Source organism: Defluviimonas sp. D31 (assembly GCF_033436765.1).
In the GTDB taxonomy this organism is placed as follows: Bacteria; Pseudomonadota; Alphaproteobacteria; order Rhodobacterales; family Rhodobacteraceae; genus Albidovulum.
In genome coordinates this window covers 67,091-92,715 of the sequence record NZ_JAWQFN010000004.1, presented here as the reverse complement: position 1 = coordinate 92,715, position 25,625 = coordinate 67,091, and the positions used below count along the sequence as shown (strand labels likewise).

Below are 25,625 nucleotides of genomic sequence, written 5' to 3'. Positions count from 1 at the left end.
AGAGCCCCGTCAACAAGGAGACCCCATGCGCGACGGTTACGATGAAGCGCCCCTCAATCCGCTGCCGCCGGTCATCTGGCTTCTGGTGCTGCCGATCGTGGCGATGGAGGTGGTGTTGAACGCGGGCACCTATGGGTTGGCCGGCAGCGCCGATGCGATCGGCTGGCGCAGCGACGCGCTGCAGCGCTTCGCGCTGTCGCCGATGATGCTCGACCAGATGCTCGCCACGGGGCGCATCGACGGTGATTACCTGATGCGCTTCGTCACCTATCCCTTCGTGCACGGCAATCTCACCCATGCGCTCTTCGCGGGGGTGTTCATCCTCGCGCTCGGCAAATTCGTGGCCGAGGTCTATCGGGCCTGGGCGGTGCTGGCCGTCTTCTTCGGCGGGGTGATCGCCGGCGGGCTCGCCTATTCGCTGGTGCCGGGGCTACAGGTGGCGCTCTATGGCGCCTATCCCGGGGCCTACGGGCTGATCGGCGCCTTCACCTTCATCCTCTGGGCGCGGCTCGGGGCGGAACATGCCAACCGAGCCCGAGCTTTCACGCTGATCGGGTTCCTCCTTGGCATCCAGCTTCTCTTTGGTGCGATCTTCGGCGGCGCGCCGGACTGGATTGCCGATCTGGCGGGCTTCGGCGCGGGTTTCCTTCTTTCGTTCGTCGTGGCGCCGGGCGGGCTTGCCCATCTCTTGAAGGTGATCCGTCAGCGCTGACGCGAGAGGCCGGAGCGGAAGTCAGCGATCCGGAAGGCACCGAACGCGTAGGCGGCAAGACCGAAGACCGCCATGCCGGCGAGGATCAGGACCGTCAACGCCCAGTAGCGGTGGCCGTGGGCGGAAAGCTGGTCGGCGAGCGCGGTCTCGGCCAGCCAGAGGAAGAGCCCCATCACCGCCGAGGCAAGCACCGTGCGCGGCAGGCGGCGGCGGAGCCTTTCGTCGGCGCGGGCGGCCTCGCCCATCTTCCGGGTTCCCCACCAGAGCTGGAAGGTCATCGCCCAGCCGGCGAGCGTGGTGCCCCAGGCCGCGGCGATGAAGCCGAGGAAGGGCGCGAGCCCGATGGCAAGCACGGCGTTCACGACCATCGACCAGAGCGCGAAGCGGAACGGTGTCGCGGTGTCCTCACGGGCGAAGTAGAGAGGTTGCAGCACCTTTTGCAGCACGAAGGCGGGCAGCCCCAGCCCGTAGACGGCGAGCGCGAGCGCCGTAGGCGCGGTATCGGTCGCATCAAAAGCGCCACGTTCGTAGAGGACCGAGATCAGCGGCAGCGGGATCACCATGAGCGCGACGCCCGCCGGAACGGTCAGAAACAGCGCGAACTCGGTGGCGCGCGAGAGCGCGTAACGGCTGCCGAACGTGTCCTCGGCCTTCAGCCGGCGCGACAGGTCGGGCAGGAGTACGATGCCGATGGCGATGCCGACGACGCCCAAGGGCAACTGGTAGAGCCGGTCGGCATAGGAGAGCCAGGCGATGGCGCCCTCGAAGAAGCTGCCGACCTGGCGGCCGACGAGGAGATTGATCTGCACCACGCCGCCCGCCATGACGGCCGGTCCGGCGATGGTGAGAAGCCGCTTCAGGTCCGGCGTCATCCGGGGCAGCCGGAGTTTCAGCGCGAAGCCCATCCGCGCCGCCGCGACCCAGACCAGCGCGAGCTGCGCGAGCCCGGTCACCGGCGTCGCCCAGGCCATCGTCAGCCCCATGTCCCAGCCGAGCCTGTCGGCCGTGACCATGGCGACGATGAAGATGATATTGAGTAGGACCGGCGCGCCTGCCGCCGCGATGAACCGTCCGCCCGCGTTCAGAAGGCCGGAAAGCAGTGCTGTCAGAGAGATGAAGAGGATGTAGGGAAAGCAGATGCGGCCGTACTCGACCGCGAGCGGCAGCCGCTCGTCCCCGGCGAAGCCGCCCGCCATCGCGAGGACAAGCCAGGGCATCGCCACCATCGAGACGAGCGAGACGATGAGGACCACGAAGGCGAGCCCGGCGAAGGCGTCCTCGGCGAAGCCCTTGGGATCCTCACCGGCTTCGAGCTTCTTCGAGAAGAGCGGCACGAAGGCGGTGTTGAACGCGCCCTCGGCGAAGAAGCGGCGGAACATGTTCGGCAGCGTGAAGGCCACCAGGAAGGCCTCGGCCACCGGCCCGGTGCCGAGATAGGCCGCGATCAAGACGTCGCGGACGAAGCCCGCGATGCGGCTCAACAGGGTCCAGGCGCCGACCGTGAGGAAGCCGCGAACGAGACGGATTGGTTTCATTCGCCGCGCGCCCGCTCCGCGCCCTCGGTGATGGCGGTCCTGAGCTTGCGTTCCAGCGCGTCCTGCTTCGAGCGCGTATGCAGTTTCAATCCGAACATGTCCTTGACGTAGAAGGAGTCGACGACCTGGGCGCCATAGGTCGCGATCACAGCACTCGCGATGTAGATGTTGTTCGCCGCGAGGGTCCGCGTCAGGTCGTAGAGCAGACCCGGCCGGTCGCGGGTATCGACCTCGATGATCGTGTAGATTTCCGAGCCCTCATTGTCGAAGGTGATATGGGTCGGGAACTGGAACTGGCGTTCGCGTTTCTTGATCTTGTCACGGTCCTTCAGCGCCTCGCGCGCCACGACCTCGCCCTTCAGTGTCTTTTCGATCATCGCGCGCAGCCGCGGCAGGCGGTCGGTCTCGTAGGGATGACCCTCGGCGTCCTGCACCCAGAAGACGGCCGTCGCGTAGCCGTCCTTCGAGGTGTAGGTCCGCGCGTCGACGACGTTGGCGCCGACCAGCGCCAGTGCGCCCGCGAGGCGCGAGAAGATGCCGGGATGGTCGGCGAGCGCAAAGCAGGCGCGGGTCGCGTCGTGGTCCGGGTCCGGCTTGATGTCGATGCGGATCGCGTCGTCGGGAATGTCCTTCAGCAGGTTCGCGAAGACGACCTGGGTATCGGTGGAGAGCCCCTGCCAGTAGGGATCGTAGTGCCGCGCGGTCTCGCGCCGTATGTCCTTGGTGTCCCAGTCCGCCAGCCGCTCGCGCAGGGCGCGCTTCGACTCGTCCTGGCGCTTGCTCATGTTCAGCGTCTCGAGCCCGGCTTCGAGCGCGTCGGAGGTGTCGGCATGGAGGCGCCGCAGCAGCATCGCCTTCCAGTTGTTCCAGGTGTTCGGGCCGACGCCGCGGATGTCGCAGACCGTGAGCACGGTCAGAAGATCGAGCCGCTTCTTGGTCTTCACGACCTTGGCGAAGTCGCGCACCGTGCGCGGATCGGAAAGGTCGCGTTTCTGGGCCATGTCCGACATGAAGAGGTGATAGCGGACGAGCCATTCGACCGTCTCGCATTCCTCCGCATTGAGCCCCAGCCGCGGCGCCACCTTGCGCGCGATCTGGGCGCCGAGGATCGAATGATCCTCGGGCCGGCCCTTGCCGATGTCATGCAGGAGAAGCGCCACATAGAGCACCCGACGGTTCACGCCGGCATCGAGGATCGAGGAGGAGAGCGGCAGTTCCTCGATCAGCTCCTTCCGCTCGATCTGCGCAAGGGTGGAGATCGTCTGGATCGTGTGCTCGTCCACAGTGTAATGATGGTAGACGTTGAACTGCATCATCGCGACGATCGGCTCGAACTCCGGGATGAAGGCGGAGAGAACCCCGAGCTCGTTCATGCGCCGCAGCGCGCGTTCGGGATTGCCGTGCTTCAGGAGGAGGTCGAGGAAGATCCGCGTCGCCTCGCGGTCCTCGCGCATCTCGTCGTCGATCATGTCGAGGTTCGCGGTGACGATGCGCATCGCGTCGGGATGGATCAGGTAGCCGGTCCTGAGCCCTTCCTCGAACAGCCGGAGCAGGTTCAGCTTGTCCTTAAGGAACGCCTTCTGATCGACGATCGTGATGCGCCCGCGTTCGATCCTGAACCCCTCACGGGTCTTTCGGCGGCGGCGGAGAAGGCCGGCCAGCATCGCCTCGCGCTTGACGTGGCGCGCCTCGAGCGCGGTGAGGAAGACCCGCGTCAGCTCGCCCACACGGGTGGCGTGGCGGAAGTAGTCCTGCATGAAATGCTCGACCGCGCGGCGGCCGCCGGCATCGGTGTAGCCCATGCGGCGCGCGACCTCGACCTGGAGGTCGAAGGTCAGCTGGTCCTGGGCGCGTTTGGTGATCAGGTGCAGATGGCAGCGCACCGCCCAGAGAAAATCCTCGGCGGCGGCGAAGTTGTCGTATTCCTCGCGCCGCAGCAGCCCCTGGTCGACAAGCTCGGCCGATTGCCGGACGCCGTGGATGTACTTGCCGATCCAATAGAGCGTCTGCAGGTCCCGAAGCCCGCCCTTGCCCTCCTTGACGTTCGGTTCGAGCACATAGCGCTGGCCGCCCTGCCGCTTGTGGCGCTCGGCCCGTTCGGTGAGCTTGGCCTCGATGAACTCGGCGCCCGTGCTCTTGAACAGCTCGTTGCGGAGCTTGAGCCGGAGGTCTGCCGCGAGCGGCTGGTGGCCGGTGATGAAGCGGCGCTCGAGAAGCGCGGTGCGGATGGTGTAATCCTCCCGCCCGAGCCGCAGACAGTCCTTCACCGTGCGGCTCGAATGGCCGACCTTGAGCCGCAGGTCCCACAGGATGTAGAGCATGGATTCGATCACGCTCTCGGCCCAAGCGGTCACCTTCCACGGCGTCAGGAAGAGCAGATCGACATCGGACTGCGGCGCCATCTCGGCGCGGCCGTAGCCGCCGACGGCCATGACGGCGATATGTTCGGCCTCGGTCGGATTGGCGCGGGGATGAAGGGATTCGGTGACGACCGCGAAGACCGCGCGGACGATCGCGTCGGTGAGCGCCGCATAGGCCCGCACCGAGATCGAGGCCTCGCGGGGGTGGGTGGTGAAGTCCGCCGCGATGGCGTCAAGAACGTCCTGGCGGGCATCGGCGAGGTGGTGGACGATGGCGGCGCGCTGGGCACGGCCGTCTTCGGCGCTTGCGGCCGCGGCGCCAAGGCGCGCCGCGAAGCCATGGGTGTCGAAGATCGGGTGGTCGCCGATGACGGCGGGAAGTCCGATCCGCGGCTCTATCGCCGCCGGATCAGAATCCCGCGCCACCGAAGCTTCTCGGAGCAGGATCAATCACGACCACCTGTGAATTCTGGATCTGGGCAACGGCTAGGCCGCGTTCATTGGTGCCGTCGAGGCGAAGCCGGAAAACGCCGTTGACCCCGGCGAAACCCGAGCCCTGCGTGAGCGCCGCGGCCGAAAGGGCATTCGCGTTGCCGCGTTTCACGAGCGCGCCGATTGCGGCGATTCCGTCATAGGCGAGGCCGGCGATCGGGTGCGGTGGTTCGCCATAGGCCGCGGTGAAGCGGGACTGGAACTGCTGCGAGAGACCCGGATCGGGCAGCGCGAACCAACCGCCCTGGACGCCCGGCATGGCGAGCGTCGCCGGCGGGATGTCCCAGCGGGTAAGGCCGATGAACTGCGTGGTCTGGTTGCTGACCCCCGCCTCGGGCAGGAGCTGGGCCAGAAGCGGCAGCGCGCCGGCGGTGTCGGCGGTGAAGAAGATCGCGTCGGCGCCCGATGAGCTGACCGTCGAGGCGATGGCCGGGGCCGCATTGATCACGCCCTGCTGGGAAAACTCGTAGGTCGCCGTTCCGGCGATGGAGGCGCCGGATCCTCCGGCGGCGGATTCGATCGCGCGTCGGCCGAGGTCGCCGCCGGGGGTCTGGTCGTATACGACCATGATGCGGCCGCGGCCCTGGCGCGCCGCGAAGCGCACGAGCCGGTCGGCGGTGTTCTGGAAGGTCGGGCCGAGCACGAAGACGTTGCCGCCGGCGATGTCGGTGTTGTTGGAGAAGGACAGGACGTTCACGCCGCTGCCCGCGACCGCGACCCCGGCGGCATTGGCCGCCTCGGCGAAGACCGGGCCGAGGATGATCTTCGCGCCATCGTCTACGGCGCGCCGCGCCATGCTCGCGGCGATCGCCGGGCTTGAGCCGGCATTGTAGACGCGCAGGTCGATCTGCACGCCGTTGAGGTCGGCGATCGCGAGGTCAGCGGCCTGCTTGAGGTTGCGCGCAAGCACCTCGTCGCCCGAGTTTCCCGACCCGCCGGGCAGGATCAGCGCGACCGGAACCGGCGCGCTCGTGTCGATGGTCGGACCACGGCCGGATGCCACGGGCTCGCAGGCGCCGAGCATCAGGGCGGCGGCAAGAAAAGCGGCGCGGGTCAATGCCTTGCGGCGGGTGCTCAAAACGGCGAACATGGGTCGGTCCTCGGGTCCGGTCATAGGGCGCAGGGTGCCGGCGAGACTATGCGTTCCGCCGGACGAAGTAAACGCAGGAGCATCAAGAACGGCGATGACCGGCCAAGCACAGACACTGGCCCCGGGCCTCTATTTTCTGGCGACGCCGATCGGCGCCGCGCGCGACATCACGCTTCGGGCGCTCGACATCCTCGCGAGCGCCGACGTGATCGCCGCGGAAGACACGCGGACGCTGCGGCACCTGATGGATATTCATGGCATCGCGCTCGGCGACCGCCCGCTCTGGTCCTATCATGATCACAACGGCGAAAGGGTCCGTCCGCGGATCCTCACGGCCTTGGCCGAGGGCAAGTCGGTGGCCTATGCCTCCGAGGCCGGCACGCCGCTCGTGGCCGATCCAGGCTTTCAGCTCGGGCGCGCCGCGATCGCGGCAGGACACCACGTCATCGCCGCGCCGGGACCCTCGGCGGCGCTGGCGGCGCTCACGGTGTCAGGCCTGCCATCGGACAGGTTCATGTTCGCCGGGTTCCCGCCGTCGGGCGCGGGCCAGAGGCGCCAGTGGCTGGCGGAGCTGGCGGCGGTTCCCGCGACGCTGATCCTCTACGAATCGCCCAAGCGGATTCGGGAAATGTTAGCTGATCTGGCGGTAAGCTTCGGAGCGGAACGGCAGGCTGCGGTCTGCCGCGAACTGACAAAGCGATTCGAGGAAATCACCCGCGGGTCTCTGGCCGAGCTCGCGGCGGCTTTTTCGGATCGGAGCGTTAAGGGCGAGATTGCCGTCGTGATCGACCGGGCGCGGGCCAGGGCGGCCGATCCGGCGGAGATCGAGCGGGCACTGAGGGAGGCGCTGGAATGCCATTCGACGAAGGATGCGGCGGCGGTGGTCGCGGAAGCGCTCGGTCTGCCGCGCAGGCACGTCTACCAGATCGCGCTGAAACTCGGCGAAGACGGCTGACGGGCGCGGTCGCACATCACGGCGGCCGGGCGGCCGAGGACCAGGTCGAGGCGCTCTACACGAGGGCTGGCTGTAAAATCTTGGCGCGGCGCTGGCGCGGCCGGGGCGGCGAGATCGACCTGATCGCGCGGGACGGGAACGTCGTGGTCTTCGTCGAGGTCAAGCGCGCGGCAACCCATGCGTGCGCGGCCGAACGGCTGTCGGCGCGGCAGGCGGAGCGCATCTACCGGACGGCGTCGGAATTCCTCGAGGGCGAACCCTTGGGACAGGACAGCGAGGTCCGGTTCGACGTTGCGCTGGTCGATGGCCAGGGCCGGATCGAGCTTGTTCGAAACGCGATCGGAGTCTGATCGCGGATTGCATCCCGCCGCCGGCTCGGTCATCAATCGGGACCGGTCGTAGCAGAGAAAGGCGGGCGCGCATGGCACTCAAGGTCGCGATCCAGATGGATCCCATCGAGCGCATCAACATAGATGCGGATTCGACCTTCCGCATCGCGCTCGAAGCGCAGGCGCGCGGGCATGAACTGTTCTACTACACACCGGGCCGGCTGTGCTATCGCGAAGGCCGGGTGACCGCTTATGGCTGGTCGCTCGAACTGCGGCGCGAGAAGGGGAACCACTTCACGCTCGGAAGCGAGACCGAGGTCGATCTGGCCGATTACGACGTGGTCTGGCTGCGCCAGGATCCGCCCTTCGACATGGGCTACATCACGACGACCCATATTCTCGACATGATCCACCCGAAGACGCTTGTGGTGAACGATCCGTTCTGGGTCCGGAACTATCCCGAGAAGCTGCTTGTCCTCAACTTCCCCGACCTCACGCCGCCGACGCTGATCGCCCGCGACCTCGACGCGATCCGCGCCTTCAAGGCGCGTCACGGCGACATCATCCTCAAACCGCTCTACGGGAACGGCGGCGCGGGCGTGTTCCGGCTCGACCCGAACGACCGCAACCTCGCGTCGTTGCACGAGCTTTTCGTCGGAATCAGCAGCGAGCCTCTGATCGCCCAGAAATATGTGCCTGCGGTGGTCAAGGGCGACAAGCGCATCATCCTCGTCGATGGCGAGCCGGTCGGCGCGATCAACCGGATCCCGGCCGAGGGCGAGACCCGGTCGAACATGCATGTCGGCGGCCGGCCGGAGCCTGTCGGCCTGACCGAGCGCGACCGCGAGATCTGCGCCGCGATCGGGCCGACGCTGCGCGAGAAGGGCCAGGTCTTCGTCGGGATCGACGTGATCGGCGACTGGCTGACCGAGATCAACGTGACCTCGCCCACGGGGATCCAGGAGCTCGAACGCTTCGACGGGACCAATGCCGCGGCAAAGATCTGGGAGGCGATCGAGGCGAAGCGGTCCGCGCGGTGAGCTTTCGGCTGCGTCTGTTGAACGCCGCCCTCGCGGCTGTCGTCAAGCCGCAGCTTCGCCACATGTCCACCCCCCCCTCGCGGCCCGGCGCGGCTTCGAGCGGTTCGCGTGGGCGTTCCTGGCCCGGCCGAGCGGTGTCATGGTCGAGCGGGAGCATCCTGAAAATGCTCCAGAGCTTTTCTGGTATCGACCGCCCGCGGCGCGGCCCAAGGTCCTTATCTATTTTCACGGCGGCGGCTACATCGCCGGCTCTCCGCGGAGCCATCGCGGCCTGCTGGCCGCCCTCGCGACGACCACCGGCATCGCCGTCTGTGCACCGCGCTATCGGCTCGCGCCGGAACACGCCTTCCCGGCCGCGCAGGACGACGCCTATGCGGCCTGGCGGCACCTGCGCCGGTCGGGTTTCGCGCCCGGCGACATCGCGCTCGCCGGCGACAGCGCAGGCGGGGGCCTCGCGCTGTCGCTGCTCGCGCGGCTCTGCGCCGAGAGCACGCCGCCTGCCGCCCTGGCGGTTTTTTCCCGTGGACCGACCTGACCGGATCGGGTGCTTCCTGCCGAAGCAATGCCGGGCGCGATCCGTTTCTGCCGGTTGAGCGGCTGCCTGAGCTTGCGGGCTACGCGCTGGGCGGTCGCGATCCACGCGATCCGCTTGCCTCGCCGCTCTTTGCCGGGTTTCCGGCCTCTCCGCCGGTTTTCTTCGCGGCTTCCGAAACCGAAGTGCTGCTCGATGACACCATGCGGCTTGTCCGGCGGCTCGAGGCGGAGGGGGTGGCGACGGAGCTTCAGGTCAGCCCCGATTGCCCGCATGCCTGGCCGATCTTCGTCGGCCGCGTTCCCGAGGCGGATGCGACCGTCGCGCGGGCCGCGGCCTTCCTCGTCCGCCATCTCGGCCTCGCCGGGGGCAGGCTCACCGCTTCTCCTGAACGCTCAGCCGGTAGCTGACGGCCTCGGCCACATGGGGCTTTCGGACCGCCTCGGACCCCGCCAGATCGGCGATGGTGCGCGCGACCCGCAGGATCCGGTGGTAGCCGCGGGCCGAGAGCCCGAAGCGATCCGCGACACGGGCGAGCAGGTCCCGCCCCTCCGGATCGGGGCTCGCCACCTCTTCGAGCAACCGCCCCTCGACATCGGCATTGACTCGGACCTCGGGATAGCTCGCGAAGCGCGCCGTCTGCGCCGCCCGCGCGGCGGCGACGCGTTCGGCGACCGTGGCAGAGGCGTCCCCGGTTTCGGGCAGGTCGAGATCGGTATAGGCAACCGGCGGCACCTCGACCCGAAGGTCGATCCGGTCCATCAGCGGCCCCGAGATGCGGCCGAGATAGTCCTCCCCGCATTGCGGTACGCGGGCGCAGGCGCGGGACGGGTCGGTCAGGTAGCCGCATTTGCAGGGATTGGCGGCGGCGACCAGGAGAAAGCGGCAGGGATAGCGGATATGGGCGTTGGCGCGGGCCACGACGACCTCGCCGGTCTCGATCGGCTGGCGCAGCGTCTCGAGCACGGCGCGGGGGAATTCCGGAAACTCGTCGAGAAACAGCACGCCGTTATGGGCGAGGCTGATCTCGCCCGGCTTGGCACCGCGCCCGCCGCCGACGATGGCGGCCATCGAGGCGGTGTGGTGCGGTTCGCGGAAGGGGCGGGTGCGGCTGATCCCGCCCTCGTCGATGAGCCCCGAAAGCGAGTGGATCATCGAGGTCTCGAGCGCCTCGACGGCCGTCAGCGGTGGCAGGATGCCGGGTATGCGCGCCGCCAGCATCGACTTGCCGGAACCGGGTGTGCCGACCATCAGCAGATGATGGCGCCCCGCCGCGGCGATCTCCAGCGCGCGCTTGGCGCGTTCCTGGCCCTTGACGTCGCGCAGGTCGCGGTGCGCGGGGTCGCGCCGGACCTCGCCGGGCGTTGCGGGCGCGATCGGCGCCTGGCCGGTGTAGTGGCGCAGCACGTCGGCGAGCGTCGCCGCGCCGATCACCGTCGTCGCCCCGACCCAGGCGGCTTCCGGCCCGCAGGCCTTGGGGCAGAGGAGCGTCCGTTCCTCCTCAGCCGCTGCCATTGCCGCGGGCAGCGCGCCGATCACCGGGACCAGCCGGCCATCGAGCGACAGCTCGCCCAGAGCCACGGTCGTCTCGACCTCCTCGCGCGGCAGGATGTCGATCGCGGCCATGAGCGCCAGCGCGATCGGCAGGTCGAAATGCGAGCCCTCCTTCGGCAGGTCGGCGGGCGAGAGGTTGATCGTGATCCGCTTCGACGGCAGCGCGATCGAAAGCGAGGTCAGCGCCGCGCGGACCCGGTCGCGCGCCTCGCTCACCGCCTTGTCGGGCAGGCCGACGACCGCAAAGGCCGGCATGCCGGTCGCGACCGAGCATTGCACCTCGACGATGCGCGCCTCCACGCCCTCGAATGCGACCGTGTAGGTGCGCGCCACCATCCGCCGTCCCCTTCCAACTGGTTAACGGCTACTCGGGCGTGGTTTAGGAATGGTTAACGCGCGATCATCGCCATGAAGGCCGGCCAGGCTTCGGGGTCGTGGAGCGTCTTGTCGCGGCAGAACGGGTTGCAGAAGCCCCAGACGCGGCCGTCGAGGCGGAGGAAGTCGGTCACCGGCTTGCCGGAATAGGGGCAGGCCGCGTTTTCCGATGGGCCGTCGGCGGCCGTAGCGGGACGTGGCGCGGGGCCGGGCCAGGGGCGTTCGGAATAGGGCTTGGCATAGCTCGGCTGGACGCGGTTCTCGGCCTTGCCCATCGCCCGCCAGCGGCGGAAGGCGGGGTCGGCGAGATGCGCGTTTACATAGTCCATCGCCGCCGCCGATACCGGCAGGTTGTAGGTGGCGATCCGGGTCGCCACTGGGGCGAAGAAGGCATCGGCCGCGGTGTAGCGGCCGAAGAGCCAGGGGCTGTCTTCGCCGAACCTCTCGCGGGCGCGGGCCCAGATGCGCTCGATCCGGGCGAGGTCGGCCAGAACCTCGGCGCGCGGCGCGCTGTCGGCGTAGCTTTTCAGGAGGTTCATCGGGCAGTCACCCCTGAGCGCGGTGAAGCCCGCGCACATCTCGGCCGCCATGTAGCGCGCCATCGCGCGGGCGGCGGGGTCCTCCGGCCAGAGCCGCGCTTCGGGGTGGCGTTCGGCAAGCGTCTCGGCGATGGCGAGGCTTTCGCCGATCACCTCGCCGTCGGGCAGGCGCAGCGCGGGCACCAGCCGGGCGGGGGCGAAGTCGGCGAGCAGGCAGTCGAAGTCGCCGGTGTAGAGTACGCCGGAATGGCACTCGACGGTCAGGCCGAATTTCTCGAAGAGAAGCCAGCCGCGCAGCGACCAACTCGAATGGGAGCGGTCGCCGATGGCGAGGTGATATGTCATGTCGCGCCTCCGTTTCCCGTTTGCTAGCCCGAGGGGCGATCCGGCGTCACGTTCTTCTTTGTGGACGTCGCCATCACGGGCCGTGATGGTCCGCGCGGCTTGTCTTCCGCCCGGGCGCGACCTAATCCTTGGGAACCCCAGCGAGTGAGGCCTTCATGCTTTCGGGCAAGCGCATCCTTCTGATCATCGGCGGCGGCATCGCGGCCTACAAGGCGCTCGACCTGATCCGGCGGCTCCGGGAGCGGGGCGCCTCGGTGACGTCGGTGCTGACGCGGGCGGGCGAGGAATTCGTGACGCCGCTGTCGGTGGCGGCTCTGGCGGGCGAGAAATGCTACCGGCATCTCTTCGACCTGACCGACGAGGCCGAGATGGGGCATATCGAGCTTAGTCGAGCGGCGGACCTGGTGGTCGTCGCCCCCGCGACGGCGGACCTGATGGCGAAGATGGCCGGGGGGCATGCGGACGATCTCGCCTCGACGCTTCTTATGGCGACCGACAAGAAGGTACTGATCGCGCCGGCGATGAACGTGCGGATGTGGCTGCATCGGGCGACGCAGCGCAACATCGCGACGCTCCGGGCCGACGACATCCGCTTCGTCGGGCCGAACGAGGGCGACATGGCCTGCGGCGAGTACGGGCCGGGGCGGATGGCGGAACCGCTGGAAATCGTCGCCGCGATCGAGGCGGCGCTGGGCGACGGGCCGTTGCAGGGACGGCATGTGATCGTGACCTCGGGCCCGACGCACGAGCCGATCGACCCGGTGCGCTACATCGCCAACCGCTCCTCGGGCGCGCAGGGCACGGCGCTGGCGCGGGCGTTGCGAGACCTCGGCGCACGGGTGACCTTCGTCACCGGCCCGGCGGCGGTGCCGGCGCCGGGCGGGGTCGAGGTGGTTCGGGTCGAAACCGCGGTGGAGATGCTGGCGGCGGTCGAGACGGCCCTGCCCGCCGACGCGGCCGTCTGCGCCGCGGCGGTGGCCGACTGGCGGGTGGCCAATGCGGCGGGCTCGAAGATGAAGAAGGACGGCACCGGCAAGGCGCCGGCGCTCGACTTCGCCGAGAATCCGGACATCCTCGCGACGGTGGCGCAGCGGAAGAAGGGGCGGCCGGCGCTGGTCGTGGGGTTTGCGGCCGAGACGGACGACGTGATCGCCCATGCGACGGCGAAGCGGGCGCGCAAGAAATGCGACTGGATCGTCGCCAATGATGTGCGGCCCGCGACCGGGATCATGGGCGGCACCGAGAACGCGGTGACGCTGATCACGGAAAGTGGCGCCGAGGAATGGCCGCGGCTGCCGAAGGACGAGGTGGCGCGGCGGCTCGCGGCGCGGATCGCCGGGGCGCTTGGGGCGGGCGGATAGGGCGGATGCCTCCGGCGGGGATGTTTTCGGCAAGATGAAGGGGCAGGCGATGCGACCCACGATCCGGGTTCTGCGCGAGGAATGGGCCGATCCGGCGGTGCCGCTGCCGTCCTATGTGACGGCGGGGGCGGCGGGGGCCGATGTCCGCGCGAACCTGCCCGAGGCGGAGCGGGCGGGGGGGCTCGTGCTTGCCCCGATGGCGCGGCGGCTGGTGCCAACCGGGCTGCGGCTCGAGATCCCGGAGGGGTTCGAGGTGCAGGTCCGGCCGCGCTCGGGCCTCGCGCTAAAGCACGGGATATCGCTCCCGAACACGCCGGGCACGATCGACAGCGACTATCGCGGGCCGCTCGGGGTGATCCTGATCAATCTCGGGGCCGAGCCCTTCGTGGTCGGTCACGGCGACCGGATCGCGCAGCTCGTCGTCGCGCCGGTGGTGCAGGCGGGTTTTGCCGAGGCGGCGGAGCTTGGGGACACCGCGCGCGGCGGGGGCGGTTTCGGCTCGACGGGCGCGCGATGACGGTTGCTCTGATCGCCGCCGCGCTGGTCGCGCTCGGGTTCGTGCTGCGGCTGCCGGGCCGGGTCGTGCTGCGGCTGCTCGGGATGCTCTGGCTTGGCGTTCTGGTCGCGCATCTCGCTTTGCCGTCCGGCCATCCTCTGGCCGCGGCGCTCGGCGGGGACTGGCGGTCCTGGGCGGCGCTCGGTCTTGGGGTGGCGCTGGTCCTTCTCTACCGCGCCGTGCTGGTGCAGCTCAAGAACCGGGCGCGGCCGGTCGCGGTTGCCGAGGGCGGCACGTTCTCGACCGCGGAGCTTGACCGCTATGCCCGCCACATCGTGCTGCGCGAGGTCGGCGGCATGGGCCAACGGCGGTTGAAGGAGGCGAAGGTTCTGGTCGTCGGCGCCGGCGGGCTCGGCTCGCCCGCGCTCCTTTATCTCGCGGCGGCCGGGGTCGGCACGATCGGGGTGATCGACGACGACGAGGTGTCGAATTCCAACCTTCAGCGGCAGGTGATCCATACCGATGCAAGGATCGGCCAGCCCAAGGTCTTTTCCGCTGAAGGAGCGATGAAGGCGCTCAATCCCTTCATCGCTGTGAAGCCCTACAACCGGCGGCTGGGCGCGGCCGAGGCGGAGGCACTTTTCGCGGAATACGATCTCATCCTCGACGGGTCGGACAATTTCGACACCCGCTACATGGTGAACGCGGCGGCGGTGGCGGCGAAGCGCCCGCTCCTCTCGGCAGCGATCACCCAGTGGGAGGGGCAGATCAGCCTTTACGATCCCGCGAAGGGGGCGCCCTGCTATGCCTGCATCTTCCCCGAGCGGCCCGCCGACGGGCTGGCGCCCGCCTGCGCCGTGGCGGGGGTGATGGGGGCGCTGCCGGGCGTCGTCGGCTCGATGATGGCGGTCGAGGCGATCAAGGAGATCACCGGCGCGGGCGAGGGGCTGCGGGGCCGGATGCTGATCTACGACGCGCTTTACGGCGAGAGCCGCCAGATCATGCTGAAGCGCAGTTCGGGCTGCGCGGTCTGCGGCGGGTAGGACGGCCCTCGGGGGCGTCGAGCCCCCTCGGTCCGGTTTCCGGCGGGAGTATTGCGGGACAGAAAGTGGGAAAGGGTTCTGGCCTTTGCCGGTGCCTGTGCCTAGCTTCACCCGGCAAAGGAGACCGCCCCATGACCAATCCGCTGCTTCAGCCCTGGACCGGCGCCTTCGCGCTGCCGCCCTTCGCCGAGATCCGCGACGCCGATTTCGCCCCCGCCTTCGAGGCCGCGCTGGCCGAGGCCCGCGCCCATGTCGCGGCGATCGCCGGGTCGTCGCAACCGGCCAGTTTCGCGAACACGATAGAGGCGCTGGAGCTGGCGGAGGAAACGCTCGACCGGGTGTCGGCGGTGTTCTTCAACCTCGCAGGCGCCGAGTCGACGCCCGAGCGCGAGGCGTTGCAGCGCGATCTGGCGCCGAAACTTGCAGCCTTCGCCTCGGAAGTGACGATGAATGCCGGGCTCTTTGCCCGGATCGAGGCGCTCTGGGCCGCGCGGGACACGCTTGGCCTGAATGCCGAGCAGGCGCGGGTGCTGGAGCTCTACCGGCGCATGTTCGTGCGTGCCGGCGCGGCGCTGGACGCGGCGGGTCGGGCGCGGATGGCCACGGTGAAGGAGCGCCTTGCGGTGCTCTCGACCGCCTTCACCCAGAACCTCCTTGCCGACGAGCGCGACTGGGCGCTGCCGCTCGCGGAGACCGATCTGGTCGGCCTGCCGGAGTTCGTCGTCGCGACAGCGAAGGCAGCGGCGGAGGAGCGCGGGGCCGAGGGCCACATGCTCACGCTCAACCGCTCGCTCGTCGTGCCGTTCCTGCAGTTCTCGCCGCGTCGCGACCTGCGGGAGACGGCCTATGCGGCCTGGGTCGCGCGGGGCGAGAATGGCGGCGCCACCGACAACAGGGCGATCGCCACCGAGATCCTCGCGCTCCGCGAGGAGCGGGCGAAGCTCCTCGGCTACGAAAGCTTCGCCGCCTACAAGCTCGAACCCGAGATGGCCAAGACCCCGGAGGCGGTGCGTGACCTCCTGATGCGGGTCTGGGAGCCGGCGAAGGCCAGGGCCGAGACCGATGCCGCTGTCCTCACCGCCATGATGCACGCGGACGGCATCAACGGCGATCTCGAAGCCTGGGACTGGCGCTACTACGCCGAGAAGCGCCGGCTTGCCGAACACGAGCTCGATGAGGGCGAGCTGAAGCCCTATTTCGGGCTCGAGACCATGATCGAGGCCGCCTTCGACTGTGCCGCGCGGCTCTTCGGGCTCGCGTTCCGGCCGCTCGACGTGGCGCTGTATCACCCCGATGCCCGCGCCTGGGAGGTGACGCGCGGCGGAAACCATGTCGCGGTGTTCATCGGCGACTATTTCGCGCGGGCCTCGAAACGGTCCGGCGCCTGGTGTTCGTCTTTCCGCAGCCAGCGCAAGCTCGGGGCGGAGCAGCGGCCCGTGGTCGTCAATGTCTGCAACTTCGCCAAGCCGGCCAGGGGAGAGCCCGCGCTTCTGTCCTGGGACGATGCGCGCACGCTTTTCCACGAGTTCGGCCATGCGCTCCACGCGATGCTGTCGGATGTGACCTACGGTTTCATCGCCGGAACCTCGGTCGCGCGCGATTTCGTGGAACTGCCGAGCCAGCTTTACGAGCACTGGCTCGATGTGCCCGAGGTGCTCGACCGCTTTGCCCGCCATGCCCGGACCGGGGCGCCGATCCCGGCGGCGCTGCGTGACCGTCTGCTCGCGGCCTCGACCTATGACCAGGGCTTCGCGACGGTGGAGTATGTCGCCTCGGCGCTCGTCGATCTGGCATTCCACGACGGCACGGCGCCGGCCGATCCGATGGCAGTGCAGGCCGACATTCTGGCCGGGATCGGCATGCCGCACGCGATCCGGATGCGCCACGCGACGCCGCATTTCGCCCATGTCTTCGCCGGGGACGGCTATTCCTCGGGCTATTACAGCTACATGTGGTCCGAGGTGATGGATGCCGACGCCTTCGAGGCGTTCCGGGAGTCGGGCGACGCCTTCGACCCCGCGACCGCGCGGCGGCTGGAAGCGAATATTCTCTCGGCCGGCGGCTCGCGGGAGGCCGAGGATCTCTACACGGCGTTCCGCGGCCGGATGCCGGGGGTGGAGCCGCTCCTGAAGGGCCGGGGCCTGCTTGACGAAATCGCATCTGAAAGGGCCTGACGGGGGTGCAAGGGGTGGCGAGCGACTTTCTCATCATCGGAGGCGGCATCGCCGGAATATCCGCCGCCGCGCGGCTCGCGGCGCTGGGCACGGTGACGCTGCTTGAGGCCGAGGATCACCTCGCCTACCACACGTCCGGCCGTTCCGCCGCGCTCTTCGAGCCCTATTACGGCCGTGCGCCGGTGGTCGCCCTGTCGCTCGCGAGCGAGGCGCATCTGCGCCACGCCAATGGCGGTGTGCTCAGTCCGCGCGGCATGATGCTGGTCGCCGGGCCGGGGGAGGACGCCGCCTTCGAGACCGACCGCGCCGCGCTCGGCCTGGACGAGATCGCGGTTGCCGACGCGCTGGCCAGGGTGCCGGTGCTCCGGGCCGATGCGCTCTCCCGCGCCGCCTTCGCCGACCATGCCTGGGACATCGACACCGACCGGCTGATCCAGGACTTCGCGCGGGAGGCGAGGGCGGCGGGCGGGCGGATCGTCACCGGCGCCCGCGTCACGGCCGTATCCCGCGAGGGCGGCACCTGGCGCGCCGAGACGGCAGAGGGCGCCTTCGCCGGACGGATCCTCGTCAATGCCGCGGGCGCCTGGGCCGACACGGTCGCCGGCCTGGCCGGCGTCACGCCCATCGGCCTCACGCCGCACCGCCGCTCGATGGCGCGGATCCCGGCACCGGGCGGGCACGACCTCTCCCGCTGGCCGCTCGTCATGGGGGCGGGCGAGACCTGGTATGCCAAGCCCGATGCCGGCGCGCTGATCGTCTCGCCGGCCGAGGAGGATCCGACCCATCCGCACGACGCCTGGGCCGACGACATGGTGCTGGCCGAGGGGCTCGCGCGCTACGAGGCGATGGTCACCGAGCCCGTGACCCGGCTCCTCGCCTCATGGGCGGGCCTCAGAACCTTCGCGCCGGACCGGGTGCTCGTCATTGGCCCCGACCGGGCCGAGCCCTCCTTCTTCTGGCTCGCCGGGCAGGGCGGCTACGGCTTCCAGACCGCACCCTCGGCGAGCCGTCTTGCCGCCGACCTCATCGCCGGGCGCGCCCCGGAAATCGAGGCCGCCGCCGTGAGCGCTCTTTCGCCGAACCGGTTTTCGTGACATCCTGTGCGAACAGGCAAGAAATAAAAAAGGGACAGCATAATGCGGCCGATCGGGCGGTTTCTGGCAGCACTCACCCTCATCGCTATGTCCGGATGCGGAGGCGGCAATGACCGCGTCGCCGGAATCCCGCAGCGGTTCAGCGACATCGACCCCTATGACTGGCGCGGCATCACCCCCGCGCATCACCCGGTCCACGGCGTCGACGTCTCGCGTTACCAGGGCGCGGTCGACTGGCACAGGGTCAGGGGCTCCGGCGTCTCCTTCGCCTTCATCAAGGCGACCGAGGGCGGGGACTACGCCGATCCGATGTTCTACCAGCACTGGTCCGGTGCCGCCCAGGCCGGCATCCCGCGCGGCGCCTATCACTTCTACTACCTTTGCCGCTCCGCCGTTGAACAGGCGCAGTGGTTCATCGCCAATGTCCCGGCCGAACGCGGCACGCTGCCGCCGGTTCTCGACATGGAGTGGAACCACACCTCGAAGACCTGCCGCTCGCGCCCGGATCCGGCGGTGATCCGTTCCGAGATCGAGACCTTCCAGCGCATCGTCGGTGCCCGCTTCGGCCAGCGCCCGGTGATCTACACCGCGGTCGACTTCTGGAGCGACAACGAATTGTGGAAGCTCCGGGGCGAGGAATTCTGGCTTCGCTCGGTGGCCGGCCACCCGAGCATCAAGTATCCCGGCCAGGACTGGAGCTTCTGGCAATACACCGGCACCGGCGTCGTTCCGGGCATTTCCGGCGAGGCCGATCTCAACGCCTTCGCGGGCTCCGAAGCCGCCTGGTCCGCCTGGCTCGCGCGGCGCAGCCTCTGACGCTACGTCACATTCCAGAAATGGAATAACTTGACGCAGGTCAAGGCCCGTCTCTCCCGCCCATGCCACTGGGCGGTGACAGGAAACCGGAGGCCGAGATGAGCTACATCGACGAGATCAAGGCGACCCGCGCCGAGTTGCGCACGCTCTACAGGACCATTCCCGCCGCGACCGAGGGCTTTTCGCAGCTCTCGGCCGCGGTGAAGGACAACGGTCCTTTGAGCGTCAAGGAAAAGGAATATGTCGCGCTTGGGATGGCGGTCGCGCTGCGCTGCGAGCCCTGCATCAACTTCCACGTCGAGGCGCTGATGAAGGCCGGCGCCACCCGCGAGGAACTGGGCGACGTGCTCGCGATGGCGATCCAGATGGGCGGCGGGCCGACGCTGATGTATTCGGCCGCAGCACTCGCCTGCTGGGACGAGTTGGCGGCGGCAAAAGAATAGGGCCGGTCTCCCGGCCCTTCTTCTTTTCAGAAGTATCCCGGGGGTCCGGGGGCAGCGCCCCCGGCCTCCCCGCCAAGGTCAGCCGTTGACGCGGATGCGCTCGTTCGACGGGTCAAACGGGCTGTCCTCGACGACTTCGACATCCCACTCCTGGCGCAGCATCCGCACCTTCAGCTTGGTGCCGACCGCCGCGAGGTCCGGGCTGACATAGCCCATGCCGATCTGCTTGCCGAACGCCACCGAGTAGCCGCCCGAGGTCAGACGGCCGACCTTCTTGCCGTCCTTGAGCAGTGCCTCCTTGCCCCAGGGATCGGTGTCCGACGGACCGTCGATCAGCACGGTGACGCATTTGAAGCGCACGCCGGTGTCGATCATCGCCTGCTTGCCCTGGAAGTCCTTTGACAGGTCGATGAAGCGGTCGAGACCGGCCTCCATCGGCGTCGCGTCGCGGCCAAGCTCGGTGCCGAACGCGCGATAGGACTTTTCCTGACGCAGCCAGTTCTGGGCGCGGCCGCCAACCAGCTTCATGCCGTGTTTCTTGCCGGCCTCTTCGAGAAGATCGAAGAGGTAGTTCTGCATCTCGATCGGGTGATGCAGTTCCCAGCCGAGTTCGCCGGTATAGGCCACGCGGATCGCATTGACCGGGCACATGCCGAGCTCGATCTTGCGCGCCGAAAGCCAGGGGAAGCGCTTGTTCGACAGGGCGGTTTCCGGGTCGGCATCCTTGATGATCTCTTTCAGGATGTCGCGCGACTTCGGACCGGCGATGGCGAAGACGCCCCACTGGGTAGTGACATCGTGGATGTCGATATGGCCGAACTCCGCCGCCTTGTCCTCGGCGCACTTGCGCAGGTAATCGGCGTCATAGGCGGTCCAGGCACCGGCCGAGACGAGGTAGTAGTCGTTCTCGCCGTTGCGGACGATGGTGTATTCGGTCCGCGTCGTGCCCGTGGGCGTCAGCGCGTAGGTCAGGTTGATGCGGCCGACCTTCGGCAGCGCGTTGCAGGTGAACCAGTCGAGGAACGCCGTGGCGCCCGGCCCGCGCACGAGGTGCTTGGTGAAGGCGGTGGCGTCGATCAGACCGGCGGTCTCGCGCACGGCCTTGGCCTCCTCGACCGCGTATTTCCACCAGGCGCCGCGACGGAACGAGCGGCTGTCGTGGTCAAACGAGGCTGGCGCATCGACAGGGCCGTAGTAGTTCGGACGGTCCCAGCCGTTGATCTGGCCGAACTGCGCGCCGCGTGCCTTCTGACGGTCATAGGCGGGCGAGGTCCGCAGCGGACGGCAGGCTTCGCGCTCTTCGTCCGGATGGTGCAGGATGAAGACGTGGTCGTAGCACTCCTCGTTCTTGCGCGCCGCGTATTCGGTCGTCATCCAGTTGCCGTAGCGCTTGGGATCGAGCGAGGCCATGTCGATCTCGGCTTCGCCCTCCACCATCATCTGGGCGAGGTAGTAGCCGGTGCCGCCCGCGGCGGTGATGCCGAACGAGAAGCCCTCGGCCAGCCACATGTTGCGCAGGCCCGGGGCGGGGCCGACGAGCGGGTTGCCGTCCGGCGTGTAGCAGATCGGGCCGTTGAAATCGTCCTTGAGGCCCACGGTCTCGGACGAGGGCAGGCGGTGGATCATCGACATGTATTCGGCCTCGATCCGCTCCAGGTCGAGCGGGAAGAGGTCGGCGCGGAAGCTGTCGGGAACGCCGTACTCGAAGCGCGCGGGCGCGCCTTTTTCATAGGGCCCAAGGATCCAGCCGCCGCGCTCTTCGCGCACATACCATTTGGCATCGGCATCGCGCAGAACCGGGTGCTCCGGGTTGTTCTTGCGGTATTCCTGCAGCATCGGGTCCGGCTCGGTCACGATGAACTGGTGCTCGACCGGAATCGCCGGGGTCTTGATCCCCAGCAGCCTGGCGGTGCGCTGGGCATGGTTGCCGGTGGCGGTGACGACATGCTCGGCACGGATTTCCGCGGTTTCTTCCGAGGCAACCAGGTTGCCGCCCTGTTCGACCATCTTGGTGATCGAGACGATCCACTCCGAGCCGGTCCACTTGTAGCCGTCGACCTGCCACTTGCGCTCGATCGTGACGCCGTGCTGGCGTGCGCCCTTGGCCATCGCCTGGGTCACGTCGGCGGGGTTGATGTAGCCGTCCTGCGGGTGGAACAGCGCGCCCTTGAGGTCGTCGGTGCGCAGGAGCGGCCAGCGCTCCTTCATTTCCTTCGGCGTCAGGAACTCGTGATAGACGTCACAGGTTTCCGCGACCGACGAATAGAGCATGTATTCGTCCATGCGGTCCTGGGTCTGCGCCATGCGCAGGTTGCCCACCACCGCGAAGCCGGCATTCAGGCCGGTCTCGGCTTCGAGCGACTTGTAGAAGTCGACCGAGTACTTGTGGATGTGGGTCGTGGCGTAGGACATGTTGAAGAGCGGCAGCAGGCCGGCGGCATGCCAGGTCGAGCCCGAGGTCAGCTCGTCGCGCTCCAGCAGCATCGTGTCCCAGCCAGCTTTGGCCAGGTGATAGGCGATCCCGGTTCCGACGGCACCGCCGCCGACGACAAGGGCTTTGACATGGGTTTTCATCGGGCCGACTCCTCGGGTCAATTTTCTGGCCCCTATCTGCCAGAGCCGCAGATTAGCGGAAATGTCAGCCCGACCTAAACCGGAGGAAAAACGACATGTGCGCAGGTCGGAGACACGCTAGACCCTGCTCGCGCGGATGCGGGCACTCGACCGCCGGCGCGCGGGCGCCTACAACTTCGGCAAACAGAACCACGACGGGAGTATAGCACATGGCGCGCACGGTGATCATCGAGACCCACGGCGGACCGGAGGCGCTTGTCCTCGTTGACCGCGACGTGGGCGCGCCGGGGCCGGGCGAGATCCGCATCGCCCACAAGGCCTGCGGGCTCAACTTCATCGACGTCTATCAGCGCGACGGGCTCTACAAGCTGCCGCTGCCGGCGGCGCTCGGGATGGAGGCGGCCGGGATCGTCGAGGCGGTGGGCGAGGGGGTCACCCATCTGAGCCCCGGCGACCGCGCGGCCTATGCCTGCCAGCCGCCCGGCGCCTATGCCGAGGCGCGCGTGATGCCCGCCGCGCAGGTCTGCAGGCTGCCGGACGGGATATCGTTCGAGGAGGGTGCGGCGGCCATGCTGAAGGGGCTGACGGTCGACTACCTCTTCAACCGCACCACGCCGATCGCGAAAGGCGACTGGGTGCTCTTCCATGCCGCCGCCGGGGGTGTCGGCCTCATCGCCTGCCAGTGGGCGCGGTCCGAGGGCATCAACCTGATCGCCACCGCGGGCACCGACGAGAAGTGCCAGATGGCGCTCGACCACGGCGCCGCCCACGCGATCAACTACCGCGAGGGCGACTTCGCCCCTCGTGTGCGCGAGATCACCGGGGGGCGCGGGGTCCATGTGGTGATGGATTCGGTCGGCAAGGACACGTTCGAGGGATCGCTCGACTCTCTCCGCCCGCTTGGCATGATGATCTCCTTCGGCGCCGCCTCGGGGCCGGTGCCGCCCCTGAACATCATGACGCTCGCCGCCAAGGGATCGCTTAAGATCACCCGGCCGACGATCTTCACCCACATTGCCGATCACGCGACCTGTCAGGAGATGGCCGCGCGCCTCTTCGGCAAGATCGCCTCGGGCAAGGTGAAGATCGAGGTCGGCCAGCGATATCCGCTGGAAGAGGTCGCCGAGGCCCATCGCGCGCTGGAGGCGCGCCGGACCACGGGATCGACCGTCCTGACGCTCTGAGCCGGGCGGCCGCAATTGCCTTCGGGACTCCACGTCCCCGACGGTCGCGTGATCGGGCTGACCCGGCGGCGTTGGTGGACGGTCTGACCGGTCACTTGGTTTCGATGCCGCAGGTTTTCGAACCGGCCCGTTTCTCGCAGCCTTCGGACGACAGTGGTTTGTCCGCGTCGCGGGCTACCGAGGCCGGAGCTACCCGAACCGCAGCCATCGCCTCTTCCGGCTTTTCAGGCCCGAAGAGCGCGTCGCGGCGCGCGGAAATGTGGTCTGCAAGCGTATAGCGGTTTTCAGGATGCGCCCGCCATGCGGTGAAATAGTCTAACCCGAACACCGTCAGTGCCATGACGACGGCGAATGCAAGCGCGAATATCCGACCCATACCCGACCCTTTTCGGTTTCGACCGCGACGCCGGTGTTTTGGCCGGTATCCGGACCCGGCCACCCGGCCCACGGAATGCAGTCGTCAGAGCATACCCGGCACCACGAGATCGGGTGGACGGTGACCGTCGGCAAAGGTCTTGATGTTGATGATGACCTTCTCGCCCATCTCGGTCCGCCCCTCGACGGTGGCCGAACCCATGTGCGGCAGGAGCACGACGTTGCTGAGCTCCCGCAGGCGCGGGTTGATGTCCTTGCCGTGCTCGTAGACGTCAAGCCCGGCACCGGCGATCTCGCCCGCGCGCAGCATCCGGGTGAGCGCGTTCTCGTCGATCACCTCGCCACGCGAGGTGTTGACGATGACGGCGGTCGGTTTCATCAGCCGCAGCCGGCGCGCGTTCATCAGGTGGAAGGTCGCCGGGGTGTGCGGGCAGTTGACCGAGATCACGTCCATCCGGCTCACCATCTGGTCGAGACTCTCCCAGTAGGTGGCTTCGACTTCCGCCTCCTGCTCGGGGCGAAGGCGCTTGCGGTTGTGATAGTGGATCTGCATGCCGAAGGCGGCGGCGCGGCGCGCCACGGCGGTGCCGATCCGGCCCATGCCGAGGATGCCGAGCCGGCGCCCGCCGACCCGGCCGCCCATGAAGGCGGTCGGCGCCCAGCCCTGCCACTGGCCCGACTGCATCACCGCGAGCCCCTCGGGGATGCGCCGGGTGACGGCGAGGATCAGCGCCATCGTCATGTCGGCGGTGTCTTCGGTCACGACGCCGGGCGTGTTGGAGACGAGCACCCCGCGCTGGCGCGCCGAATGGACGTCGATATGGTCGACGCCCGCGCCGTAGTTGGCGATGAGCTTCAGCCTTTCCCCTGCCTGGGCGAGGAGGTTGCTGTCGATATGGTCGGTGACGCAGGGCACCAGGACGTCCGCCCGCCGCATCGAGGCCGCGAGTTCCTCGCGGGTCATCCGGGTGTCGGGGTCGCGCAACTCGACATCGAAGAGTTCCTTCATCCGCGTCTCGACGACCTCGGGCAAGCGTCGCGTGACGACAACAGTCAGGCGCTGCGATCCCATGGGACTTCTCTCCTCTCTTCCAACGGCGCGTTGCTACTGGCAAAGTGCAGCGCAACGGGGCAAGTCACAAGCCCTGAAAGACGGCGCCCGCCACGTCGGGCGAAGATCGGGCAGGACATGAGCGGACGAGTTTACACAATGCGCGCGCTGCGGGCGCTGATCGCGTCGATCATCTGTTTCGGCGGCGCGTTGAGCGTCGCGGCCGCGACGGAAACCTTGCGCGGGCCGGTGACGAACCTGCCGCTGCCGCGCTTCGTCTCGCTCAAGGCGGCGGAGGGCAACGTGCGCCGCGGGCCGAGCCTCGAGCACCGGATCGACTGGGTGTTCCGCCACCGCGACATGCCGCTCCGGATCACCGCCGAATTCGAGCACTGGCGCCGGGTCGAGGACAGCGAGGGCCAGGGCGGCTGGATCTACTACACCCTCTTGTCGGGCGCCCGCACCGTGATGTTCGAGGTCGACCGGACCGCGATGCGGGTCCAGCCCGATCCCTCCGCGCGGGTCGTGGCCGAGGCCGAGGCCGGGGTGATCGGCTGGCTCGGCGAATGCAATCCCGGCTGGTGCCGGATCAGCGCGGGCGGCGAGAAGGGCTGGGTCGCCAAGGAGGCGCTCTGGGGCGTCGCGCCGGACGAGATCCGCGAGTGAGCGCATCCGCGACGGAAAGGGAGATCGTTGCGGCCTATTGGGCCGATATGAACGGCAATGACTTCGCCCATGCCGCAAGGTGGTTCTCCGACGATTTCCGGCTCTACTGGCCGCAATCCAGCGAAGTGATCGTCGGCCGCGCGGATTTCGCGGCGCTGAATGCCGCCTATACCGCCGCCGGGCCATGGCGGTTCGACGTCGTGAGGCTTGTGGGCGAGGGTCCGCTGGTCGTTAGCGACGCGACGGTGACCGACGTCTCCAGGACAGCCCGCGCCGTCTCCTTCCACCGCGTCGTCGGCGGCCGAATCGTGGAGCAGGTGGAGTATTGGCCCGACGATTACGAGGCGCCGGCCTGGCGCGCGCCGTGCACCCGGCGCGGCCTGCCGCCCGTCCGGAGCATTGTCGAACCGGAGAGGATCGGATGAGGTCGGGGCGCTTTCCTCCCCCCTCGTGGGGGAGGGGAGGCGTCCGGCCCCGGCGTGCTTCCTTC

At 68.5% G+C, this 25,625-nt stretch carries 24 protein-coding genes; 16 read left to right on the top strand and 8 right to left on the bottom strand.

Translation table 11 applies throughout. The features are described 5' to 3' along the window. The first annotated feature begins 25 nt into the window (after positions 1–25). A complete protein-coding gene (locus tag R5H32_RS08905) occupies positions 26–712 on the top strand; it encodes a rhomboid family intramembrane serine protease (protein ID WP_318338336.1) in 687 nt (228 codons plus the stop codon). Here the strand turns inward: R5H32_RS08905 and murJ are convergent. From murJ to R5H32_RS08890, 3 genes are read right to left on the bottom strand one after another with little or no spacing between them, the layout of a single operon-like run. Beyond that, positions 703–2,247 carry a murein biosynthesis integral membrane protein MurJ gene (gene murJ / locus R5H32_RS08900; RefSeq protein ID WP_318338335.1) on the bottom strand — a complete coding sequence of 515 codons (1,545 nt, stop codon included), beginning with the start codon at positions 2,245–2,247 and terminating at the stop codon, positions 703–705. The two genes, R5H32_RS08905 and murJ, sit on opposite strands and share 10 nt — an antisense overlap. Beyond that, positions 2,244–4,961: a [protein-PII] uridylyltransferase gene (locus tag R5H32_RS08895; RefSeq protein ID WP_318338647.1), complete on the bottom strand. Its 2,718-nt coding sequence runs from the start codon at positions 4,959–4,961 to the stop codon at positions 2,244–2,246. Before R5H32_RS08895 ends, murJ begins: the two co-directional genes overlap by 4 nt. 55 nt (positions 4,962–5,016) lie before the next feature. Then, entirely contained in the window at positions 5,017–6,189 is a 1,173-nt protein-coding gene (locus R5H32_RS08890; RefSeq protein WP_318338334.1) for a penicillin-binding protein activator, read from the bottom strand. 94 nt (positions 6,190–6,283) lie between these two features. Here R5H32_RS08890 and rsmI point away from each other — a divergent pair, with 94 nt between their 5' ends. The 5 genes from rsmI (at position 6,284) to R5H32_RS08865 (ending at position 9,455) form a co-directional block, all read left to right on the top strand. After that, positions 6,284–7,144: a 16S rRNA (cytidine(1402)-2'-O)-methyltransferase gene (rsmI, locus tag R5H32_RS08885; protein ID WP_318338333.1), complete on the top strand. Its 861-nt coding sequence runs from the start codon at positions 6,284–6,286 to the stop codon at positions 7,142–7,144. Then, on the top strand, positions 7,141–7,494 hold the full coding sequence (locus R5H32_RS08880) for a YraN family protein (protein ID WP_318338646.1): 354 nt from the start codon (positions 7,141–7,143) through the stop codon (positions 7,492–7,494). Before rsmI ends, R5H32_RS08880 begins: the two co-directional genes overlap by 4 nt. A gap of 71 nt (positions 7,495–7,565) precedes the next feature. Then, positions 7,566–8,513 carry a glutathione synthase gene (gshB, locus tag R5H32_RS08875; RefSeq protein WP_318338332.1) on the top strand — a complete coding sequence of 316 codons (948 nt, stop codon included), beginning with the start codon at positions 7,566–7,568 and terminating at the stop codon, positions 8,511–8,513. Between the two features lie 139 nt (positions 8,514–8,652). Continuing rightward, positions 8,653–9,048 (top strand): alpha/beta hydrolase, encoded by a 396-nt coding sequence (locus R5H32_RS08870; protein ID WP_318338331.1) that lies wholly within the window; start codon positions 8,653–8,655, stop codon positions 9,046–9,048. Further along, positions 8,991–9,455 (top strand): alpha/beta hydrolase fold domain-containing protein, encoded by a 465-nt coding sequence (locus R5H32_RS08865; protein ID WP_318338645.1) that lies wholly within the window; start codon positions 8,991–8,993, stop codon positions 9,453–9,455. Before R5H32_RS08870 ends, R5H32_RS08865 begins: the two co-directional genes overlap by 58 nt. Here the strand turns inward: R5H32_RS08865 and R5H32_RS08860 are convergent. Together R5H32_RS08860 and R5H32_RS08855 are read right to left on the bottom strand one after the other, a co-directional pair. Beyond that, positions 9,421–10,935 carry a YifB family Mg chelatase-like AAA ATPase gene (locus tag R5H32_RS08860; RefSeq protein ID WP_318338330.1) on the bottom strand — a complete coding sequence of 505 codons (1,515 nt, stop codon included), beginning with the start codon at positions 10,933–10,935 and terminating at the stop codon, positions 9,421–9,423. The two genes, R5H32_RS08865 and R5H32_RS08860, sit on opposite strands and share 35 nt — an antisense overlap. A gap of 53 nt (positions 10,936–10,988) precedes the next feature. Beyond that, complete coding sequence (locus tag R5H32_RS08855) at positions 10,989–11,858, bottom strand: glutathione S-transferase (RefSeq protein WP_318338329.1); 870 nt, start codon at positions 11,856–11,858, stop codon at positions 10,989–10,991. 155 nt (positions 11,859–12,013) lie between these two features. Between R5H32_RS08855 and coaBC the strand changes: the two genes are divergently transcribed. From coaBC to R5H32_RS08820, 7 genes are all read left to right on the top strand, one after another. Further along, positions 12,014–13,219, top strand: a complete 1,206-nt coding sequence (coaBC, locus tag R5H32_RS08850) for a bifunctional phosphopantothenoylcysteine decarboxylase/phosphopantothenate--cysteine ligase CoaBC (protein ID WP_318338328.1) — start codon at positions 12,014–12,016, stop codon at positions 13,217–13,219. Positions 13,220–13,268: 49 nt separating this feature from the next. After that, positions 13,269–13,736: a dUTP diphosphatase gene (gene dut / locus R5H32_RS08845; protein WP_264772384.1), complete on the top strand. Its 468-nt coding sequence runs from the start codon at positions 13,269–13,271 to the stop codon at positions 13,734–13,736. Further along, positions 13,733–14,758 carry a molybdopterin-synthase adenylyltransferase MoeB gene (locus tag R5H32_RS08840; RefSeq protein WP_318338327.1) on the top strand — a complete coding sequence of 342 codons (1,026 nt, stop codon included), beginning with the start codon at positions 13,733–13,735 and terminating at the stop codon, positions 14,756–14,758. The genes dut and R5H32_RS08840 overlap by 4 nt, the downstream gene beginning before the upstream one ends. 131 nt (positions 14,759–14,889) lie before the next feature. Further along, a complete protein-coding gene (locus tag R5H32_RS08835; protein WP_318338326.1) occupies positions 14,890–16,932 on the top strand; it encodes a M3 family metallopeptidase in 2,043 nt (680 codons plus the stop codon). A 14-nt stretch (positions 16,933–16,946) separates the two neighbouring features. Beyond that, positions 16,947–18,026: an FAD-dependent oxidoreductase gene (locus R5H32_RS08830; protein WP_318338325.1), complete on the top strand. Its 1,080-nt coding sequence runs from the start codon at positions 16,947–16,949 to the stop codon at positions 18,024–18,026. A 42-nt stretch (positions 18,027–18,068) separates the two neighbouring features. Beyond that, entirely contained in the window at positions 18,069–18,842 is a 774-nt protein-coding gene (locus tag R5H32_RS08825) for a GH25 family lysozyme (RefSeq protein WP_318338324.1), read from the top strand. Positions 18,843–18,940: 98 nt separating this feature from the next. Further along, positions 18,941–19,285 carry a carboxymuconolactone decarboxylase family protein gene (locus R5H32_RS08820; protein ID WP_318338323.1) on the top strand — a complete coding sequence of 115 codons (345 nt, stop codon included), beginning with the start codon at positions 18,941–18,943 and terminating at the stop codon, positions 19,283–19,285. A gap of 78 nt (positions 19,286–19,363) precedes the next feature. Here the strand turns inward: R5H32_RS08820 and R5H32_RS08815 are convergent, their stop codons facing one another. Further along, entirely contained in the window at positions 19,364–21,859 is a 2,496-nt protein-coding gene (locus R5H32_RS08815; RefSeq protein WP_318338322.1) for an FAD-dependent oxidoreductase, read from the bottom strand. Positions 21,860–22,068: 209 nt separating this feature from the next. Here R5H32_RS08815 and R5H32_RS08810 point away from each other — a divergent pair, with 209 nt between their 5' ends. Next, complete coding sequence (locus R5H32_RS08810) at positions 22,069–23,043, top strand: quinone oxidoreductase (protein WP_318338321.1); 975 nt, start codon at positions 22,069–22,071, stop codon at positions 23,041–23,043. A 91-nt stretch (positions 23,044–23,134) separates the two neighbouring features. Here R5H32_RS08810 and R5H32_RS08805 read toward each other — a convergent pair whose 3' ends face one another. Together R5H32_RS08805 and R5H32_RS08800 are read right to left on the bottom strand one after the other, a co-directional pair. Next, positions 23,135–23,383: a hypothetical protein gene (locus R5H32_RS08805; protein ID WP_318338320.1), complete on the bottom strand. Its 249-nt coding sequence runs from the start codon at positions 23,381–23,383 to the stop codon at positions 23,135–23,137. A gap of 120 nt (positions 23,384–23,503) precedes the next feature. Beyond that, a complete protein-coding gene (locus tag R5H32_RS08800; RefSeq protein WP_318338319.1) occupies positions 23,504–24,490 on the bottom strand; it encodes a D-glycerate dehydrogenase in 987 nt (328 codons plus the stop codon). Positions 24,491–24,628: 138 nt separating this feature from the next. On the opposite strand from R5H32_RS08800, the gene R5H32_RS08795 reads away from it, so the two are divergent. Both R5H32_RS08795 and R5H32_RS08790 read left to right on the top strand, forming a co-directional pair. Next, on the top strand, positions 24,629–25,135 hold the full coding sequence (locus tag R5H32_RS08795; protein WP_318338318.1) for an SH3 domain-containing protein: 507 nt from the start codon (positions 24,629–24,631) through the stop codon (positions 25,133–25,135). Next, positions 25,132–25,560, top strand: a complete 429-nt coding sequence (locus tag R5H32_RS08790) for a nuclear transport factor 2 family protein (RefSeq protein WP_318338317.1) — start codon at positions 25,132–25,134, stop codon at positions 25,558–25,560. Before R5H32_RS08795 ends, R5H32_RS08790 begins: the two co-directional genes overlap by 4 nt. Positions 25,561–25,625 lie beyond the last annotated feature (65 nt).

Coding starts and splice junctions, on each gene's coding strand:
- R5H32_RS08905 (WP_318338336.1), top strand. CDS start 26: ATGCGCGACGGTTACGATGAAGCGCCCCTCAATCCGCTGCCGCCGGTC.
- murJ (WP_318338335.1), bottom strand. CDS start 2,247: ATGAAACCAATCCGTCTCGTTCGCGGCTTCCTCACGGTCGGCGCCTGG.
- R5H32_RS08890 (WP_318338334.1), bottom strand. CDS start 6,189: ATGTTCGCCGTTTTGAGCACCCGCCGCAAGGCATTGACCCGCGCCGCT.
- rsmI (WP_318338333.1), top strand. CDS start 6,284: ATGACCGGCCAAGCACAGACACTGGCCCCGGGCCTCTATTTTCTGGCG.
- gshB (WP_318338332.1), top strand. CDS start 7,566: ATGGCACTCAAGGTCGCGATCCAGATGGATCCCATCGAGCGCATCAAC.
- R5H32_RS08870 (WP_318338331.1), top strand. CDS start 8,653: ATGGTCGAGCGGGAGCATCCTGAAAATGCTCCAGAGCTTTTCTGGTAT.
- R5H32_RS08860 (WP_318338330.1), bottom strand. CDS start 10,935: ATGGTGGCGCGCACCTACACGGTCGCATTCGAGGGCGTGGAGGCGCGC.
- R5H32_RS08855 (WP_318338329.1), bottom strand. CDS start 11,858: ATGACATATCACCTCGCCATCGGCGACCGCTCCCATTCGAGTTGGTCG.
- coaBC (WP_318338328.1), top strand. CDS start 12,014: ATGCTTTCGGGCAAGCGCATCCTTCTGATCATCGGCGGCGGCATCGCG.
- dut (WP_264772384.1), top strand. CDS start 13,269: ATGCGACCCACGATCCGGGTTCTGCGCGAGGAATGGGCCGATCCGGCG.
- R5H32_RS08840 (WP_318338327.1), top strand. CDS start 13,733: ATGACGGTTGCTCTGATCGCCGCCGCGCTGGTCGCGCTCGGGTTCGTG.
- R5H32_RS08835 (WP_318338326.1), top strand. CDS start 14,890: ATGACCAATCCGCTGCTTCAGCCCTGGACCGGCGCCTTCGCGCTGCCG.
- R5H32_RS08825 (WP_318338324.1), top strand. CDS start 18,069: ATGCGGCCGATCGGGCGGTTTCTGGCAGCACTCACCCTCATCGCTATG.
- R5H32_RS08820 (WP_318338323.1), top strand. CDS start 18,941: ATGAGCTACATCGACGAGATCAAGGCGACCCGCGCCGAGTTGCGCACG.
- R5H32_RS08815 (WP_318338322.1), bottom strand. CDS start 21,859: ATGAAAACCCATGTCAAAGCCCTTGTCGTCGGCGGCGGTGCCGTCGGA.
- R5H32_RS08810 (WP_318338321.1), top strand. CDS start 22,069: ATGGCGCGCACGGTGATCATCGAGACCCACGGCGGACCGGAGGCGCTT.
- R5H32_RS08805 (WP_318338320.1), bottom strand. CDS start 23,383: ATGGCACTGACGGTGTTCGGGTTAGACTATTTCACCGCATGGCGGGCG.
- R5H32_RS08800 (WP_318338319.1), bottom strand. CDS start 24,490: ATGGGATCGCAGCGCCTGACTGTTGTCGTCACGCGACGCTTGCCCGAG.
- R5H32_RS08795 (WP_318338318.1), top strand. CDS start 24,629: ATGCGCGCGCTGCGGGCGCTGATCGCGTCGATCATCTGTTTCGGCGGC.